Raw genomic sequence first — 18,350 nt, forward strand, 5'->3', positions numbered from 1 at the left:
GGCCTCAATCCGGCACCCCACCGCGACCCTGGCGCCATCACTATAGATGGCACCATCGAACCGGCTAATAGTACCAAGGAACCAAGGGTTATTATGCCGCGCCTTCGAGCGCCGCGGCCTCACCCCTCGCCCCTAGCCCTCGCCCAGCGTCAGCAGCGACGCGTTGCCACCCGAGGCCGTCGTGTCGATGCTGACGACCCGCTCGGTGGCGAAGCACTCCACCCCGTCGGCCAGCGAGGCGAGCCTGACCCGGCGGCCATCCCGGCTGGCGAGCGCTTGGCGAGGGGCGGCGGCTTTCGAGTCGGGTCCATCGAAGGCGACGACGCCGAGATCGGGGAAGATCCGGAGCGCCGCCGTGACGTCCGCGACCGGCACCACCGCCGCCACCCCCTCGGGAACCCCGGCCCGACGCAAGGCCGCGACGATCGAACCCGCGACCGCGCCGTCATCGCCCAAGGCAACCGCGTTACCCGCCGCCAAGGCCAGGAAGGTTTGGGCCGCCAGCGCGGCGGAATGCCGCTCGCCGCCTCCCAGGCACAGCGCCACGCCCCTGCCGTGCAGCGTCAGGTGGTTGCTCTCCCCCGTGGGACCGGGCAGCGCCTCCGCCGCCGCGAAGACGGGAGCGGCCACCGCTAGCGCCGCCCGCGCCGTCACCCGCAGCGGTTCGGCCAAGTTGGCCACGGCGCTATCCAGAACGGCGGCGCGGTCGATCCTCGCGTCCCAAGCCGGCCCCGCCAGACGGGCGGCGGTGGCGAAAGCCACGGGATCGACGGCGACGCTGGGTGTCCGCTCCAGCATCGGTGACGGAACCGATGGCAGCGGGATGGCCGATGGACCGGGCTGGGTGAATCTGGCGAGATAGTGCGGACCTCCCGCCTTCGGACCCGTACCCGACAAGCCCTCGCCACCGAACGGCTGCACGCCGACCACTGCCCCGATCTGGTTGCGGTTGACATAGATGTTGCCGACACGGGCGCGCCTGCAGATCGCCTCGACCCTGTCGTCCAGCCGGGAATGGATGCCCAGCGTCAGGCCATAGCCACGCTGGTTGATGGCGTCGACCACTTGGTCGATCCCATCGGCCTCGAAGGGGATGACATGCAGGACGGGGCCGAAGATCTCGCGCTCCAGCGCGTCGAATCCGTCGAGCGCTAGCGCCGCGGGGGCGACGAACAGGCCGGTGGTGGCCGCGTCGCCGAGCGGATGGCGGAACAGCAGCCGCCCCGCTCCCTCGAACCGGCGGCAATGGTCCTCGATGACACCCCGAGCCTCCTCGTCGATCACCGGACCGACATCGGTCGCGGCATCCCAGGGATCGCCCACCCGCAGTTCCATCGCCGCCCCTTCCAGCATGGCGAGCAGGTGATCCTTGATGTCGGACTGGACGAAGACCGCGCGGAGCGCCGAGCAGCGCTGGCCGGCGCTTTGGAACGACGAGGCGATGATGTCGCGCACCGCGTGCTCGACCAGGGCGGTGCTGTCCACGATCATGGCGTTCAAGCCACCCGTCTCCGCGATCAGGGGAGCGCGGACCGAGCCGGTCGCGGCCATGGCGCGGTCGATCAGGATGGCGGTATCGGTCGAACCGGTGAAGCAGACGCCGGCCGCGCGGGGATCGCCGGTCAGGGCGGCCCCGACCACGGCGCCATCGCCGGGCAGCAGCGCCAGGACGTCCGGCGGCACCCCCGCCTCCAGCATCAAGGCCACGGCTTTGGCCGCCACCAGCGGCGTCTGCTCGGCCGGCTTGGCGACGACGGTATTGCCGGCGACCAGCGCCGCCACGATCTGGCCGGTGAGGATCGCCAGCGGGAAGTTCCACGGCGAGATGCAGACGAACGGCCCCAGTCCCTTCGATGCCGGGGGCAGGCGACGCGCCTCCGCCGCGTAGAACCGGCAGAAATCGACCGCCTCGCGGATTTCCAGCACGCCATCCATCCGCGTCTTGCCCGCCTCGCGGCACAGGATCGCCATCAGTTCGAAGGTGTTCGCCTCATACAGGTCGGCGATGCGGTCGAGAATGGCGGCCCGCTCGGCGGCGGGCCGGTCCCTCCAGGCCGGAAACGCCGCCATGGCGACGTCGAGCGCCCGGCTGGCGGCGGCCTTGTCGGCGGACACGACGGTGCCGACGGCTTGCGTGCGGTCGGCGGGATTCGCCAAGAGGGTTTCGCCGCCACCCAGGGTTTCGCCGGCGATCACGGGCGCCGCGGTCCAGCGGGCGTCGCGGAATGGCGCCATTCCATCCTCGATCCGGGCCGCCATGACCGGATTGTTGAGGTTCCAGCCGATCGAGTTGCGGCGGTCGGTGCCGAACAGATCGGGCGGCAAGGGGATCCTGGCGTTGGGAACGCTGGCCGCCGCCTCCGTCGCCGCGATCGGATCGCGTACCAGCGTGGCGGGCGGCACGTCCTCGTCCAGCAATTGGTGGACGAAGGACGAGTTGGCGCCATTCTCCAGCAGGCGCCGGACCAGATAGGCCAGCAGGTCCTTGTGGACGCCGACCGGCGCGTAGATCCGGCACGGCCGTCCGGCTTCGGACATCAGCTGGTCGTGCAGCGCCTGTCCCATGCCATGCAGCCGCTGGAACTCGAAGCCTTCCGTCCGGTTGCCGGCGATCTCCAGCACGGCGGCGGCGGTCTGCGCGTTGTGGGTGGCGAATTGGGGATACAGGCGGTCGCGGTTGTCCAGCAGGAACCGGGCGCCGGCCAAGTAGGAGACATCGGTCGAGGACTTGCGGGTGAAGACCGGGTACGAGGGCAGTCCCAGCACCTGCGAGTTCTTGATCTCCGAGTCCCAATAGGCGCCCTTGACCAGCCGGACCGCCAGCTTGCGGTCGAGCTTTTCCGCCAGATCCCGGACCCAGCGCAGCACCGGCAGGCATTGCTTGGAATAGGCTTGGACCACCACGCCGAAGCCGTCCCAGCCAGCCAGATCCGACGTGGCCAGCACCCGCTCGATCACATCCAGCGACAGGTCCAGCCGGTCGGCCTCCTCCGCGTCGATGTTGAGGCCGATGTTGGCCGCCTTCGCCTTCAGCGCCAGACCGAGCAAGTCGGGCACCAGTTCGGCCAGCACGCGGTCGCGCTGGGTCGTCTCGTAGCGCGGGTGGAGCGCCGAGAGCTTGACGGAAATGCCGGGATTGTCGTGGACGAAGGCTTTCGGATCGGCGTGGCGGCCGATCGCGTCGATCGCGACGGCATAGCTGTCCCAGTACCGCTTGGCGTCCGGCCCGGTCCTGGCCGCCTCGCCCAGCATGTCATAGGAGTAGCGATAGCCCTTGGCGCGCCGGGGCTCGCCGCGCCGGATCGCCTCCTCGATGGTCCGGCCCAGCACGAATTGCTGGCCCATCACCTTCATCGCCTGGGCGACCGCCGTCCGCACCACCGGCTCGCCGACCCGCCTGACCAGACGGCGCAGCGTGCCCGCCAGCTGGACCCCGGCCGGCTCGTCGCGGAAGATGCGGCCGGTCAGCATCAGCGCCCAGGTCGAGGCGCTGACCAGCAGGCTGTCGGTCTCGCCGGCGTGCTTCGACCAGTCGGCGCCGCCGATCTTGTCGCGGATCAGGGCATCCAAGGTCGGCGCGTCGGGAACCCGCAGATAGGCTTCCGCCAGGCACATCAGCGCGATGCCCTCGTCGGTCGACAACCCGTACTCGGCGAGGAAGGTCTCCATCAGGTTCAGGGTGGGATCGGCGCGCAGGCGGCGGACCATCGCCTCGGCCCGGTCGGAAATCCTGCGGCGGGCCGCCGGGTCCAGTCCGATCGCCGCCATCCGCTGGCTGACGATGGTGGCCTCGTCGGCGAAATAAGCCTGATTGATGTCGTCGCGCCGCTGGGCCAGATCCATCGTTGCCGCACTCCCCCTGGGACGAAGTCGATGGTCTGGAGTATTCCAGCATGGCAGCAGGCATTGGCTCCATTTTCACCGCGTTTTCAGCCATTATGCCTGCCGTGGGCCATTTTAAGGGCGAAAGGACTTCGTAGACGTGATGGACCGGATCGACCGCGCGATCCTGCGCGAGCTTCAGCGGAATGGCCGGATCTCGGTGGTGGAATTGGCCGCCAAGGTCAACCTGACCAAGACGCCATGCTCGGACCGGATGCGCCGGCTGGAGGCGGCGGGCGTCATCAAGCGCTATGGCGCCGAACTGGACCCGGTGGCATTGGAGGCGAACCATGTGGTGCTGGTCCAGGTGGTCCTGCGCGGCACGACGGCGGACGAGTTGGAGCGGTTCAACGAGGCGGTCCGGCGGGTGCCCGAGATCCAGTCCTGCCACATGATCGCCGGCGATTTCGATTACCTGCTCAAGGTGCGGACCCGCGACATCCAGCATTACCGCCGCCTGCTGGGCGACACGATCTCGCGCCTGCCCCACGTCCAGCAGACCCACACCTATGTGGTGATGGAGACGGTCAAGGACGACATGACGCTGCCGGTGCCGCCCGGACCGATGCCGGTGGGCTGAGCGGCGCGCCGGACGGCCGTGTCCGGATCAGCCCTGGGCCATCGTCAGCCGCAGCATCTGGACCTTGCGGGCGGCGATTTCGGCGCGCAGGCGGACCAGGACGACCGTGATGAAATAGCAGGTGAAGGCCAAGCCCATGATCAGCAGCGGCCACAGCATGCTGGGGTCGATGCTCGGCCCGCCCATCTTGACGACGCTGGCGGGCTGGTGAAGCGTGTTCCACCAGTCCACCGAGAACTTGATGATCGGCACGTTGACGACGCCGACCAGCACCAGGATGGCGCCGGCTTTCGACCCCCGCGTCGGATCGTCGAAGGCGTTGACCAGCGCCATGTAGCCAAGATAGAGGAAGAACAGGATCAGCACGCTGGTGAGGCGCGCGTCCCAGACCCACCACGTCCCCCACATCGGCTCGCCCCAAAGGCTGCCCGTGATCAGGCAGACCGCCGTGAAGCCGGCTCCGATCGGGGCGGCCGCCTTGGTGAACAGATCCGCCAGCGGGTGCTTCCAAACCAGTCCGACCGCCGCCGCCAGCGCCATGTTGGTGTAGACGAACAGCGCCATCCAGGCGGCGGGCACATGGATGTACATGATGCGCACCGTCTCGCCCTGCTGGTAGTCGGCGGGAGAGGCGAACAGCGCCAGATAAAGCCCGACGATCGTCAGGATCACGGTGGCGCCAGCCGCCCAAGGCAGCAGCACGGCGGAAAATCGCAGGAAACGCGCGGGGTTGGCGAAGCGATGCATGGCTGTGATCGATCCAAGGTTTTCCGGACTATGGGGCCGCGGTGGTGCCGCTGTCAAACCCACCATCCAAACGGCCTATGTCCATGATCGATTTGTGGATATGAACAAGCGCAAACTAGTCAATTAACACCTTCGGCTAAATCCAAAGTTTTTCATCTAAAAATCTATACTTATTTTGGTTGATGTTACCGAATAATCACGAATATCCGCATTTTATGAAGTCACAAAGAAACCGTCTTTCGAATCCGATTGGATTGCGTGTCAATAAGGCGACCGGGGCTCGATCAATGAACTCAATAGCCGAACCGGGATAACAAATTTAGAACGGGGCAGACACATGAAGCGTATTCTTCTCACTGGTACCGCGTTGGCGAGCGGCATGCTGTTCGCTTCGGTTGCACAAGCTCAGATCACGGTCAGCCTTGGTGGTTACACGGAGTTCTTCGCGGGCTTCTATGACGATGACGGTGTCAACCGCACAACCCGTGAGTTCGAGCTCGAGACCGAGATCGTCGTTCGCGCCGACGGCAAGGCGAACAACGGCCTGCTCTATGGCGCCAAGGTCGAGCTTCAGAACAGCACCGGCGGCTCCAGCGCATCGAGCGTGGGTACCGACGAGGCCTCGCTCTATCTCGGTGGAACCTGGGGCCGTATCGAACTCGGCGACTTCGATGGCGCCGCCGATACCCTGAAGATCTACGCTCCCCTGGTCGGCATCGAGCAGATCGACGGCGACTATGGCGACTTCGCCGGCTCGCAACCCGCTTTCGGCATCCACATCCCGAATTCGGGTGACGCGACCAAGGTCATGTACCTGACCCCCCGTTTCGCGGGCTTCCAGGCCGGTGTCAGCTACACGCCCGAGAGCGAAAGCCAAGCGCAGAACGTCGTGGCGATCAAGAACAGCAACAACTACAAGGACTGGATCGACGGCGGCATCAACTACACCGGCGAATTCTCCGGCTTCTCGGTCGCCTTGGGCGCAACCGTCTCGTCGGCCTCGGGCCAGAACGGCGCCGTTCCGCTTGAGGACTTCACCGCTTGGAACGTCGGCGCCCAGGTCGGCTTCGGTGGCTTCCTGGTCGGCGGCGGCTATGTCGACGCCGATGACTTCAACACGCCGACGACCGGCTCGATCGGCGGTGACCAGTCTGTCTGGCACGCCGGCATCAGCTATACCGCCGGCCCCTTCGCGGTCGGCGCCAGCTACATGGACGCCGAAGGCTACAAGGGTGCGGCCGGCGATTACAACAGCGACTACAAGGCCTATGGCGTCGGCGCCGCCTACACCTTGGCCCCCGGCCTTGTCGTGCAGACCGAAGTGATGTTCTTCGACGAGGACGTTGTTTCCGGCACCCCCGGTGCCACGACCACGACCAACAACGACGGCTACGTCTTCATCATCGGCACCCGCCTGGACTTCTGATCGGGCGTCCAGCCGACGTCGAAATAGACTAAATTGAGGGGAGTGGGGAGGGATGTTGACGCATCCCTCCCCTGGCTCCGCTAGAAGGCCACGCCCAACTCGATTTCGATCGAGAACGTCGCGGATTTCCAGCCGGGTCGGATGGTCCATCTAAGCATGGACTGTCTCCTTCCTCAGTGTGCCTCGGTGGAGCGGCCGATCCGCTCCACCGGACACCGCGGGACAGTAGGGGTTCCCGCGAGAAAACGGAGCCTTGCGATGCACGCGGGGGTATGGCGTATCGTCCAAGACACGCCTTTGCCCACATCGCCTCAGGCTTGGTCCTTCAACTCCGGAAAATCCTCCTCCCAGAATTCGTCGGTGCCGCGAGTGGTGCTGACAGCGCGGTTTTCCTCCGCCCGGCGCAGTTCGACGCGGCGGATCTTGCCCGAGATCGTCTTCGGCAATTCCGCGAACTCGATCCGGCGGATCCGCTTGTAGGGTGCCAGATGCCGGCGGATATGGCGGAAGATCGAGAGCGCCGTCGCGCGATCGGGTAACCAGCCCCCGGCCAGCACCAGATAGGCTTTGGGAACCGCGAGCCGCAAGGCGTCCGGGCTGGGCACCACGGCGGCCTCCGCCACGGCCTCGTGCTCGATCAGCGCACTCTCCAGCTCGAACGGGCTGATCCGGTAATCCGACGCTTTGAACACGTCGTCGGCGCGCCCGACATAGGTCAGGTAGCCGTCCCCGTCGCGCATCGCCACGTCGCCGGTCCTGTAATAGCCGCCCTCCATGATATCGGCCGTCTTGGAGGCGTCGTCGCGGTAGCCGGTCATCAGGCCCATCGGCCGCTGGTCCAGCATCAGGCAGATCTGCCCCTCGGGACGCTCGGTGCCGTCGCCGTCCAGCAGCTTGACGACATAGCCCGGCAAGGGCCTTCCCATCGAGCCTGACTTGACCGGCTGTCCCGGTGAGTTGGCGATCTGCGCCGTCGTCTCGGTTTGGCCATAGCCGTCGCGGATCGTGATGCCCCAGGCCGCCCGCACGGTGTCGATCACCTCGGGATTGAGCGGTTCCCCCGCCCCGATCAGGTCGCGCAGCTTGACCGGATAGCGCTTGAGGTCCTCCTGGATGAACAGACGCCACACGGTCGGCGGCGCGCACAGCGTGGTGACGCCGCAACGGGCGATCACCGACAACATGTCGGGCGCCGAGAACCGCTTGTAGATGTGGATGAAGACGGTGGCCCCGGCGTTCCACGGCGCGAAGAAATTGCTCCACGCGTGCTTGGCCCAGCCGGGCGAACTGATGTTCAGGTGGATGTCACCGGGTTTCAGGCCAAGCCAATAGAGCGTCGACAGGTGGCCGACCGGATAGCTGCGGTGGCTGTGCTCGACCAGCTTCGCCTTGGCCGTGGTGCCCGAGGTGAAGTAGAGCAGCAGCGGGTCGTCGGCGCGGGTGATGCCATCGGGCTCGAAATTGGCGGGAGCGTCATAGGCGTCCTCGAACCGCGACCAGCCCTCCGGTGCCGCGCCACCACCCACCACCGCGATCTTGGTATAGTCGCCGGGCAGATCGGCGAACTTGCCGGCATCCTCGGCGCCCGCGATGACATGGGCGACCCGGCCGCGCTCGATCCGGTCGGCCAGATCCTCCGTGTTGAGCAGTGTCGTGCTCGGAATCAGCACGGCGCCCAGCTTGATCGCCGCCAGCATGGTCTCCCACAGCGGCGCCACGTTGCCCAGCATCAGCAGGATCGAATCGCCGCGCCGGACACCTTGAACCCGCAAGTGGTTGGCGACGCGGTTGGAGCGTTCCGCCATCTGGGCGAAGCTCAGCTTGGTCTCGGCGCCACCCTCCTCCACGATCCACAGGGCGGTCGCGTCGTTGCCACGCGCCATTGGGTCGAAATAGTCCAGCGCCCAGTTGAAGGTCTCGAACTCCGGCCAGCGGAAATCGCGGTAGGCGGTGTCGTAATCCTCGCGATGTTCGATCAGGAAATCGCGCGCTTTCAGGAATTCCGCTCCGGGCGTCGTCATCTCTTTGGTGTCCTCCGTCCCCTTGGGGTCCAATGCCGGTTGCCGGCTCCCTTATTCGGGCCCCCTTATTCGAAACGGGAGTGTAGGGGCTTGGGGTCGGGTCTGTCCATCGACGCCAAGCTGGGATATTGATGGTTGGTGGACACCACAAGTTGGTGTCCAAACCAATAAACGGCGAACCAATTCCAAGACGGGGGAAACACGCCCAGATGCAAGACGCATCTCCTTTCGACATTTCCGGACGCCACGCGCTGGTCACCGGCGGCACCAGCGGAATCGGCGCCGCCATCGCGGCGGGACTGGCCGAGGCGGGCTGCCATGTCACGGCGGCCGGCCTGATCGGTGATGGCGTGCCAGCCGATCCGACCGGGCCGGTCCAGACCGTCGCGCTTGACGTCACGGACGCGGCGGCGGTCGAGCGACTGGTCGGGGGCCTGGACCGGCTGGACATCGTGGTCAACGCCGCCGGTGTCATCAAGCGCGCCGCCGAGTTCGACCTGGAGACCTTCGAGCGGGTGCTCGATGTCAACCTGACCGGCGCGATGCGGGTCTGCACCGCCTGCCGCCCGCTGCTGGCCCGGCGAGGCGGCGCCATCGTCAACCTCGCCTCGATGCTGAGCTTCTTCGGCGGCGGTCTGGTGCCGGCCTACAGCGCCAGCAAGGGCGGCATCGCGCAACTGACCAAGAGCCTCGCCATCGCCTGGGCGACCGACGGCATCCGGGTCAACGCGGTGGCGCCGGGCTGGATCGCCACGCCGCTGACCCAAGGGCTCCAAGACGATCCCGAACGTTCGCGGGCCATCCTGGCGCGCACCCCGATGAACCGGTGGGGCACGCCCCAGGATCTTACCGGCGCCGTGATCTTCCTGTGCTCCCCCGCGGCCGCCTTCGTCACCGGCACCGTGCTGCCAGTCGACGGCGGCTACCTGATTTCCTGAAGGAAAAGGAATCTCCGATGCTCGACCAAAGCAAGATGCCCTACCAGCTGCCGTTCCCGACCGAGGCCGCGACCGAGATCGTCGTTCCGTCGGTGGTGCCGGAGGACGAGCGCGTCTGGGTGCCGCAGATGGAGAACGTATGGTTCCGCCCGCTCTGCCTGCACACCGGCCAGGGATACTGGATCAACCTGCTGCGGGTGCGCAAATCGGGCGTGCTGAGTCGCCACCGCCACCCCGCCCCCGTGCACGGCTTCGTGCTGCGCGGCAGGTGGCATTACCTGGAGCACGACTGGGTGGCGAACGAGGGCGGCTATGTCTTCGAGCCGCCGGGCGAGACCCACACGCTGGTGGTACCCGACGACGTGCCGGAGATGATCACGCTGTTCCACATCACCGGCTGCATGATCTACGTCGATCCCTGGGGCAAGCAGACCGGCTACGAGGATGTCTTCACCAAGATCGACATGTGCCGCCGGCACTATGTCGAAACCGGCCTTGGCGCCGATTTCGTCGATCAGTTCATCCGCTGAACGATGGGAGGGAGAGCGGCGCGTTCCCTCCCGCCCATATCCAACGGATCAAGCCGAAGTGTCGACCCGGCTGACCGGCTCGTCGGCGCCCCGCTTGGCAGCGCCGACCATCGCCTCGCGCAGCAGGCGACCATGGATGGTGTAGCCTTCCTGGAGCACCTGGACGATGGTGCCGCCCGGCTTGCCGGTGTTCTCGACCTCGAACACGACCTGATGGAAGTTCGGGTCGAACTGCTCGCCCAACGCCTCCATCCGCTTGATGCCGGCGCGGTCGAACGCGGCCTGGAGCTGGCGCTCGGTCGCCTCGACGCCGGTCAGCAGGTTCTTCAGGGCCTCGTCCTGCTCGCGCTGTTCCGGGGTGACCGCCTCGACCGCGCGGCGCAGGTTGTCGGCGACGGCGACCAGCTCCTTGGCGAAGCTGCTGACCGCGTATTTGGCGGTGTCCTCGCGCTCGCGCTGGGCGCGGCGGCGCATGTTCTCGGTCTCGGCGAGGTTCCGCAGAAGCTGATCCTTCAGGCTCGCGACCTCGGCTTCCAGCGCCGCTGCGCGGTCATCCTTCCGGGAGCCGTCCTGGCCCTCCGAACCATTGGATGCCGGCTCGCCGGACGCCTGGGCGGCGTCGTGTTCGTGGCCCTTCGCGTCTGGCCCGGCGTCCGCCTGGGTGGCCTCGGGTTCGGCTTCGGTGGGCTTCTTCTGGGGATCGTTCATGGCAAGTACTCGGTCCGTGACTCTATGGGTGTCTGAATAGCGGGTTATCGATCAAATCTCACGCCCGGGCTGGTCACCCGAGCAGGCGGCCGATCACCTTGGCGGTATAATCGACCATGGGAATGATGCGGGCGTAATTGATCCGGGTCGGACCGATCACGCCGATGGCGCCGACGATCTGCTCCCGGCTGTCCTGGTAGGGCGCTATGATCATCGAACATCCGGCATGGCTGAACAACGTGTTCTCCGCCCCGATGAAGATCTGCACGCCCTCCGCCTTGTTGGCGGCGTCGAGCAGGCGCAGCATCGCCTCCTTGGTCTCCAGCGCCTCGAACAAGGCGCGGATGCGTTCCAGATCGGAAAGGGCGGTCACGTCGTCAAGCAGTTTCGCCTGCCCGCGCACGATCAGATGCCCGGTCGAGCCGGAACCGGCCCAGGTCGCCAGCCCCGCCTCCACCACCCGGGACGACAGCTCGTCCAGCTGGGTGCGCTGGTCATCGATCTCCCGGACCACGGCGGTCTTGGCCTCGTCAAGGGTGCGGCCGATCAGCTTGGCGTTCAGGTAGTTGGACGCGGTCTGGAGGGTCGAGCCGGGCATGCCCAGGGGCACCTCGACCACCCGGTTCTCGACCAGCCCGTCCTCCGTCACCAGCACGACAAGCGCCCGGCCTGGCGCCAGATTGACGAACTCGATGTGCTTCAAGGCGCGGTCGGTCTTGGGTGCCAGCACCAGCCCGGCGCAGCTCGACAGGCCGGACAGCATCGACGACGCCTCGGCCAGCACGTCGGGCAGGCTGCGGCCGGACGTGGCGCATTTGGCGTCGATGCTTTCCCGCTCCTGCTCCGACAAAGCGCCGATCTCGAGCAGGCCGTGGACGAAGAGCCGCAGGCCGGCCTCGGTCGGCAATCGCCCAGCGGAGGTGTGGGGGGCGTAGAGCAGCCCCAGATCCTCCAGGTCGGCCATGACGTTGCGAATCGTCGCGGGCGACAGGGGAATGCCGAGCCGTCGTGAAATCGTGCGTGAACCGATCGGTTCGCCCGTTTCCACATAGGCATCGACGATGGTGCGGAAGATATCTCGTGAGCGCTGGTTCAGTTCGCTGATCATCTGTGCTTGGACAACGCTGACGGCACGATGTTCGGCCTCCAAGCCGGTTACCGCCGATCGTGATGACCGGACCCCGCAATGTAGTCGTGCCCCTGTCCCGAATCAACGGTGGCGCCTTGAATGCCAACCGGACCGGACTGGACTGTGACCGGCCGAGCGGCTAGCTTGACCTCGCATTCTCCCTTACTCGCACTCTTTTCGACGGAACACAGCACATGCGCCCCTCCGGCCGCCTTCCCGACGCCCTGCGTCAGATCAGCCTGGAACCGGGCTTCTCGAAATACGCCGAGGGCTCCTGCCTCGCCAAGTTCGGCGACACCCATGTGCTGTGCACCGCCAGCGTCGACGAGCGGGTGCCGCCCTTCCTGCGCAACACCGGCCTTGGCTGGGTCACGGCGGAATACGGCATGCTGCCGCGCTCGACCGGCAGCCGCACCGACCGCGAGGCCGCCAAGGGCCGCCAGTCCGGCCGCACCCAGGAGATCCAGCGCCTGATCGGCCGCTCGCTCCGCGCGGTGACCAACCGGTCCGGCATGGGCGAGACCCAGATCAAGGTCGACTGCGACGTGATCCAGGCCGATGGCGGAACCCGCACGGCGGCGATCACCGGCAGCTACGTCGCCCTCTACCTCGCGTTCAAGCATTTGGTGGAGATCGGCAAGCTCAAGTCGATTCCGATGACCGACTCGGTGGCCGGCATCTCGGCCGGGCTCTACAAGGGCGTGGCCGTGCTCGACCTGGATTATGACGAGGACTCGACGGCGCAGGCCGACACCAATTTCGTGCTGACCGGCACCGGCGGCATCGTCGAGGTCCAGGGCACCGCCGAGGACAAGCCGTTCAGCCAGGACCAGTTCATGGAACTGCTGCAACTGGCCCAGAAGGGCGTCGCGGAGCTGACCCAGATCCAGAAGGCGGCGCTGGGTCTCTAAGAGAGCCATCACGTTATCGATCACCACAACCGGGAACCGGGAGTTCCGATGATCAGGAAGTTCGATGGCGACACGCTGGTGGTCGCCAGCCACAACAAGGGGAAGGTCCGCGAGATCGCGGCGCTGCTCGGCCCCTATGTGGCGACGTTCCGCTCGGCGGCGGAACTCGACCTGCCCGAGCCGGAGGAGACCGGCGACACCTTCATCGCCAACGCGGAGTTGAAGGCCAGGGCCGCCGCCACCGCCTGCGGCCTGATCGCCCTGTCGGACGACAGCGGTCTGGTGGTGCCGGCGATCGGCGGCCAGCCCGGCATCTATTCGGCGCGCTGGGCCGGGCCGGACAAGGACTTCGCCTTCGCGATGGAGCGCGTCCATACCGAACTGGGCGATGCCGACCGCTCGGCCTATTTCGTCAGCGCCCTGACCCTGGCGTGGCCGGATGGCCATTGTGAATCGGTCGAGGGCCGGGTCTATGGCACGCTGGTCTGGCCGCCGCGCGGGGCCAACGGCTTCGGCTATGACCCGATGTTCATGCCGGACGGCCACGCCGTCACCTTCGGCGAGATGGACCCGGACGAGAAGCACCGGATGAGCCATCGCGCCGACGCCTTCCGCCAGCTGGTGGAGCGGTGTTTCGGTTGACCCCACTTGACCCTGGCCTCGACCCTGGTTTCGGCATCTACGTCCACTGGCCATTCTGTCTGGCCAAATGCCCTTACTGCGACTTCAACAGCCATGTCAGGGACTCGGTCGACCATGACCGCTGGCGGGAAGCGCTGCTGCGGGAGCTGGACCATTACGCCGATGTGACGGCGGACCGCACCGTCACCTCGATCTTCTTCGGCGGCGGCACGCCCTCGCTGATGAACCCCGCAACCGTCGCCGCCGTGATCGAGCGGGTGGCCCAGCGCTGGAAGACCGCTCCCGGGCTGGAGATCACGCTGGAAGCCAACCCGACCTCGGTCGAGGCGACCCGTTTCCAGGGCTTCCGCGCCGCCGGGGTCAACCGTGTCTCGCTGGGCATCCAGGCGCTGGACGACCAGTCCCTGAAGTTCCTCGGCCGCGCCCACAGCGCGTCGGAGGCGCTTGGCGCGATTGGGTTGGCCGCCCGGCAGTTCGACCGCTTCTCGTTCGACCTGATCTACGCCCGCCCCAACCAGTCGGTCGCGGCGTGGGAAGCGGAGTTGAAGCGGGCGCTGGACCACGCGGTCGGGCATCTGTCGGTCTATCAGCTGACCATCGAGGAAGGCACCCGCTTCCACACGCTCCACAATCGCGGCGACTTCGTCCTGCCGGACGACGAGTTGGCGGGCGATCTGTTCGAGGCGACCCAGGCGCTGCTGACCGGGGCCGGGTTGCCGGCCTACGAGATCAGCAACCACGCCCGTCCCGGCGAGGAGTCGCGCCACAACCTGACCTATTGGCGCTATGGCGACTATGTCGGGATCGGTCCCGGCGCCCACGGCCGGCTGACGCTGGACGGCGCCAAGCACGCGACGAGGGCGCATCGCGCGCCGGAGATCTGGCTCGACCGGGTCGACCGCCACGGCCATGGCGGTCACGCCGCCGAGCCAGTGGCGCCCGCCGAGCGCGCCGTAGAGCTGCTGATGATGGGGTTGCGCTTGGCCGAAGGTGTCCCGCTCGCCAGGCTGGAGGCGGAATCGGGACAACCCTTCGCCCAATCGCTCGACGCCGCCGGGTTGGATCGCATGATCGCCGGCGGTTTCGTCGAACTGGCCGATGACCGGCTCCGCGCCACGGCGGCGGGCCGGCAGCGGCTCAACGCGCTGCTGGCCCAACTCCTCCACGCCTGACCCCTGACCCGCGAGCCTCAGTAACCGAGCGTCTGGAAGCTGGTCGGGGCGGGATCGATGACGCGGTTGCCGCTGGGAGTCACCTCCATCACCGCCAAGCCGCGGTCGACCAGACCGTCGGGACGGAGGCGGAAGATGCCGTCGACGCCGGCGAACCCGTTGGGATTGGTCAGGTTCAGAGTGTCGAACGGCGCTGGGCCGCCATTGCGGGCCAGCACGGCCGCCAGCGCCGCCGCATCGTAGGCGAGTGTGGCCAGTCGGGGCGGCTTCCGGCCATAGGTCGCCTCGAAGCGCTGCTCGAACTCGCGCCGCGCCGCCGGATCGGGTGCCGCGTACCAGCCGCCGACCAAGGCTGGCTCGGTGCCCAATGTCGGGTCGTCCCATAGGCCGGTGCCCAGCAGCTTGACCTGCGCCGGATCGACCTGGAAAGCCGGCAGCAGCGATGCGACGGACCGCAGCTTCGGTCCGCCATCGGCCAGCATGATCGCGTCGGTGCTTCCCGGACCGCCGGACGCCAGCGATTGAACCGTCGGGGACAGGTCGGTCGACGCCGGATCGTAGCGCTCCGTCCGGACGATGCGGGCGCCCGCGTCCGATGCCGCCGTGGTCAAGGCCGAGGTGACCGCCTCGCCATAGCCGTCGCGCGGCGCCATCACCGAGATCCGGTTGATGCCCTGTGACTTGGCGTAGGAGACGACGCGGCGCACCTGATTGTCGGGCGCGAAGCCGATCGTCCAGGCGCCGTTGGCGGCCTGCGTCGGGTTGTTGGAGAACGAGATCATGCTGACGCCCGCTCCCTGCACGGCGGGCCGCGCGGCACCGACCGAGGACGAGAACAGCGGGCCCAGGATGAGCTTGGCGCCATCGGCGAGGGCGGCGCGGGCCGCCTCGCTGGCGCCGCCCGGCGTGCCTTTGGTATCACGGGGCACCAACTGGAAATCGTCATCGCCAAGGTCGAACAGCGCCATCTGCGCCGCGTCCAGCATGCCCTGGCCGATCTCGGCGGCATTGCCGGTCAGCGGCACCAGCAGCGCCACCTTGACCGTCCTGTCCACCGGCGAGACCGGCTGGAGCTGTTCGGAGGTGATGGGAGCGGGCACCGCTTGCGCCTGCGGTGGTTCCGGTCTTACGGTGGGCGCACAGGCGGCCAAGCCCAGCAGGCCGGCCGCCAGCCATACCGGCTTCAAGATATCTGGAAAAGTCGCCAAACGTGTCACCGACGGACTCCACTTCGATAGGGGCGGGCGAGAACGAGGAAGGTAGCGGGGCCGACGGGTCAAGTAAACCGGACCCGCTCTCCGCCCCCGGACCGAATTCCAGACCGATGGCCAAGCCGACCCCCGGCCTCTATCTGGTCGCCACTCCCATTGGCAATGCCGCTGACATAACGTTGCGCGCCTTGGCGGTGTTGCGAGCGGCCGACGCCATCGCCTGCGAGGACACCCGCGTCACCCGCAAGCTCTTGACGGCGCACGGCATCGGCACGCCGATGATCTCCTACCACGAACACAACGCGGCGCGGATGCGGCCGGTGCTGCTCGACCGCCTGGGAGCCGGCGAGACCATAGCGCTGGTCTCCGACGCCGGGACGCCGCTGATCTCCGATCCGGGGTACAAGCTGGTGCGCGACTGCGTCGAGGCGGGCTTGCCGGTGACCACCCTGCCGGGAGCCTGCGCGCCGGTGACGGCGCTGGTGCTGTCCGGTCTGCCGTCGGACCGCTTCCTGTTCGCGGGTTTCCTGCCGCCCAAATCGGCGGCGAGGCGCGCCGCCGCGCATGAGCTGGCGACCGTCCGCGCGACCCTGGTGTTCTTCGAGTCGAAGGAGCGGCTGGCGGCGGCCCTGGCCGATTTCCACGCCGTCCTCGGCGACCGCGAGGCCGCCGTGGCGCGCGAGCTGACCAAGATGTTCGAGGAGGTTCGGCGCGGCCGGCTGTCCGAGCTGGCGGCCCATTACGAGGAGCATGGCCCGCCCAAGGGCGAGATCGTCATCGTGGTCGGCCCTCCGGCCGAGGGCGACGGCGCCGCCGACGAGGCCGCCGTGGACAAGGCGCTGGCCGAGGCGATGGAGCGCATGAGCGTCCGCGACGCGGCGTCGGAGGTCGCGGCCCAGACCGGCTGGCAACGCCGTCAGGTCTACGCCCGGGCGCTGGAGCTTTCCCGCGGCGAGGCCGCCAAGAAGCCACGCGCCAAGCCCCGCCGAGAAGCCGCCGAGCCGCCTCCGGATGGTGAGGACGACGGTGGCTGAGCGCGCCGCGCGGACGCCCAGCCCCGCCCGGCTGGCGGCGTGGCGCCGGGGCCGCTGGTCCGAGGCGCTATGCCGATGGACGCTCCGCCTGAAGGGCTATCGCATCCTGGCGCGCGGCTGGCGCTGCGGCCAAGGCGAGATCGACATCGTGGCGCGGCGCGGCGACACCATCGCGATCGTCGAGGTCAAGGCGCGGAATACCCTGTACGCGGCCAACACCGCCGTGACGCCACGCCAGCGCCGCCGGCTGGAGCGGGCCGCCATGACCTTCGTCTCGCGCAATCCCACCCTGAATGGCCTGACCATCCGCTTCGACGTGATGCTGGTGATTCCCATGCGCTGGCCCCGGCATCTGCCTGACGCCTGGCGCGAAGGGGAGTGACGGCCAGCGTCAAGCCATGCCTGCCCCGTCCCACTGGCCCGTCTCAACGGGTTGTCGCGTCGGATGGTTTGTGCTCTATGTCCGCTCAGGCCCTTTAGGATGGCCTTTACCATGAGCATCACCCGCCGACCCCGGACGCAGTGAGAATTAGACCCGTGATCAGCCGACTGGAAGCCAAGGACGTTCTGCGGAACGTCGGGACCCTACCGGACGAGGAGATCGACCTGGCGGAGGCGGCGCTCGCGCTGGCCGCGCTGGAACGGCCGGAGGTGGCGCTGGAGCGTTATCGCGACCATCTGTCGCTGCTGGCCCGGGAGGTCGCCGAGCTGAACCCGCCCGAGGAGGACAGCCTGGAGGCGCGGGTGGCCGCCCTGCAGGACGTGCTGGTCGCCCGCCATGGCTACGAGGGCGACGCCCTCACCTATGACGACATCCAGAACGCCAACATGCTCCACGTGATCGACCGCAAGAAGGGTCTGCCCGTGGCGCTCGGCATCCTGTTCATCCAGTCGGCCCGCGCCCAGGGATGGAGCATCAACGGGTTGAACTTCCCCGGCCACTTCCTGGTCCGGCTGGAATACGCGGGCGAGCGGATCATCATCGATCCATTCAACCAAGGCCAGACCCGCAGCGTGATGGAACTGCGCGACCTGCTGAAGGTCGCCGCCGGTGCCGACGCCGAGCTGACACCGGAATACTACGCCACCGTCGGCAACCGCGACATCCTGCTGCGCCTCCAGAACAACCTGAAACTCCGGTTCCTGAAGGCCGACCGGGTCGACAAGGCGGTCGAGGTGCTGGAAGGCATGCTGCTGTTCGCGCCGGGCGAGGCGACGCTGTGGCGTGAATCGGGTCTGCTGAACGCGCATATCGGCAATCTGGGCGCGGCGGTGACCGCCCTGGAGACGTTCATGACGCTGGGCGTCAACGACCTGCTGCGCCATCAGACCGCCTTGCTGATCCAGCAGCTCAAGACCCGCCTCAACTGATCAACCGTTTGATCAGCCATCCCTCGAACACCCTCAACGACCCGCCGC

Annotated in this window: 16 protein-coding genes; 10 read left to right on the forward strand and 6 right to left on the reverse strand. The window is 67.4% G+C overall.

Annotation, left to right across the window (positions count from 1 at the left end; all coding sequences use genetic code 11):
- Positions 1-132: 132 nt before the first annotated feature.
- Positions 133-3,843: a bifunctional proline dehydrogenase/L-glutamate gamma-semialdehyde dehydrogenase PutA gene (gene putA / locus N825_RS11815; RefSeq protein ID WP_037451422.1), complete on the reverse strand. Its 3,711-nt coding sequence runs from the start codon at positions 3,841-3,843 to the stop codon at positions 133-135.
- Positions 3,844-3,985: 142 nt separating this feature from the next.
- Here putA and N825_RS11820 point away from each other — a divergent pair, with 142 nt between their 5' ends.
- Positions 3,986-4,462 carry an Lrp/AsnC ligand binding domain-containing protein gene (locus tag N825_RS11820; RefSeq protein ID WP_037451425.1) on the forward strand — a complete coding sequence of 159 codons (477 nt, stop codon included), beginning with the start codon at positions 3,986-3,988 and terminating at the stop codon, positions 4,460-4,462.
- Positions 4,463-4,489: 27 nt separating this feature from the next.
- On the opposite strand, the gene N825_RS11825 is transcribed toward N825_RS11820, so the two are convergent.
- Positions 4,490-5,209, reverse strand: coding sequence for a heme ABC transporter permease (locus tag N825_RS11825; protein WP_037451427.1), 720 nt, complete (start codon positions 5,207-5,209; stop codon positions 4,490-4,492).
- Between the two features lie 337 nt (positions 5,210-5,546).
- On the opposite strand from N825_RS11825, the gene N825_RS36450 reads away from it, so the two are divergent.
- Complete coding sequence (locus N825_RS36450) at positions 5,547-6,635, forward strand: porin (RefSeq protein WP_084164661.1); 1,089 nt, start codon at positions 5,547-5,549, stop codon at positions 6,633-6,635.
- Positions 6,636-6,946: 311 nt separating this feature from the next.
- Here the strand turns inward: N825_RS36450 and N825_RS11835 are convergent, their stop codons facing one another.
- Positions 6,947-8,656, reverse strand: coding sequence for an AMP-binding protein (locus tag N825_RS11835; RefSeq protein ID WP_037451430.1), 1,710 nt, complete (start codon positions 8,654-8,656; stop codon positions 6,947-6,949).
- Between the two features lie 209 nt (positions 8,657-8,865).
- Between N825_RS11835 and N825_RS11840 the strand changes: the two genes are divergently transcribed.
- Positions 8,866-9,594 carry an SDR family NAD(P)-dependent oxidoreductase gene (locus tag N825_RS11840; RefSeq protein ID WP_037451433.1) on the forward strand — a complete coding sequence of 243 codons (729 nt, stop codon included), beginning with the start codon at positions 8,866-8,868 and terminating at the stop codon, positions 9,592-9,594.
- A gap of 17 nt (positions 9,595-9,611) precedes the next feature.
- Positions 9,612-10,124, forward strand: coding sequence for a 2,4'-dihydroxyacetophenone dioxygenase family protein (locus N825_RS11845; RefSeq protein WP_157619129.1), 513 nt, complete (start codon positions 9,612-9,614; stop codon positions 10,122-10,124).
- A gap of 48 nt (positions 10,125-10,172) precedes the next feature.
- Here the strand turns inward: N825_RS11845 and grpE are convergent, their stop codons facing one another.
- Together grpE and hrcA are read right to left on the reverse strand one after the other, a co-directional pair.
- Positions 10,173-10,832 carry a nucleotide exchange factor GrpE gene (grpE, locus tag N825_RS11850; protein ID WP_037451436.1) on the reverse strand — a complete coding sequence of 220 codons (660 nt, stop codon included), beginning with the start codon at positions 10,830-10,832 and terminating at the stop codon, positions 10,173-10,175.
- Between the two features lie 73 nt (positions 10,833-10,905).
- Entirely contained in the window at positions 10,906-11,940 is a 1,035-nt protein-coding gene (gene hrcA, locus N825_RS11855) for a heat-inducible transcriptional repressor HrcA (RefSeq protein WP_037451439.1), read from the reverse strand.
- A gap of 215 nt (positions 11,941-12,155) precedes the next feature.
- On the opposite strand from hrcA, the gene rph reads away from it, so the two are divergent.
- The 3 genes from rph to hemW are packed head-to-tail and all read left to right on the forward strand — an operon-like array spanning position 12,156 to position 14,686.
- Positions 12,156-12,872 carry a ribonuclease PH gene (rph, locus tag N825_RS11860; RefSeq protein ID WP_037451441.1) on the forward strand — a complete coding sequence of 239 codons (717 nt, stop codon included), beginning with the start codon at positions 12,156-12,158 and terminating at the stop codon, positions 12,870-12,872.
- A gap of 48 nt (positions 12,873-12,920) precedes the next feature.
- Positions 12,921-13,514, forward strand: a complete 594-nt coding sequence (gene rdgB, locus N825_RS11865) for an RdgB/HAM1 family non-canonical purine NTP pyrophosphatase (RefSeq protein WP_037451444.1) — start codon at positions 12,921-12,923, stop codon at positions 13,512-13,514.
- Positions 13,511-14,686 (forward strand): radical SAM family heme chaperone HemW, encoded by a 1,176-nt coding sequence (gene hemW, locus N825_RS11870; protein WP_037451446.1) that lies wholly within the window; start codon positions 13,511-13,513, stop codon positions 14,684-14,686. The genes rdgB and hemW overlap by 4 nt, the downstream gene beginning before the upstream one ends.
- Before the next feature lie 17 nt (positions 14,687-14,703).
- Here the strand turns inward: hemW and N825_RS11875 are convergent, their stop codons facing one another.
- Positions 14,704-15,903 carry a penicillin-binding protein activator gene (locus N825_RS11875; RefSeq protein ID WP_051512118.1) on the reverse strand — a complete coding sequence of 400 codons (1,200 nt, stop codon included), beginning with the start codon at positions 15,901-15,903 and terminating at the stop codon, positions 14,704-14,706.
- A 107-nt stretch (positions 15,904-16,010) separates the two neighbouring features.
- Here N825_RS11875 and rsmI point away from each other — a divergent pair, with 107 nt between their 5' ends.
- From rsmI to N825_RS11890, 3 genes are all read left to right on the forward strand, one after another.
- Positions 16,011-16,931, forward strand: a complete 921-nt coding sequence (rsmI, locus tag N825_RS11880) for a 16S rRNA (cytidine(1402)-2'-O)-methyltransferase (protein WP_084164662.1) — start codon at positions 16,011-16,013, stop codon at positions 16,929-16,931.
- The gene (locus tag N825_RS11885) at positions 16,924-17,313 is read left to right on the forward strand and encodes a YraN family protein (RefSeq protein ID WP_245613086.1); all 390 of its coding nucleotides are present in this window, start codon (positions 16,924-16,926) and stop codon (positions 17,311-17,313) included. The genes rsmI and N825_RS11885 overlap by 8 nt, the downstream gene beginning before the upstream one ends.
- 155 nt (positions 17,314-17,468) lie before the next feature.
- Positions 17,469-18,302, forward strand: a complete 834-nt coding sequence (locus N825_RS11890; RefSeq protein ID WP_037451447.1) for a SirB1 family protein — start codon at positions 17,469-17,471, stop codon at positions 18,300-18,302.
- Positions 18,303-18,350 lie beyond the last annotated feature (48 nt).

It is taken from the genome of Skermanella stibiiresistens SB22 (assembly GCF_000576635.1).
Classification (GTDB): domain Bacteria; phylum Pseudomonadota; class Alphaproteobacteria; order Azospirillales; family Azospirillaceae; genus Skermanella; species Skermanella stibiiresistens.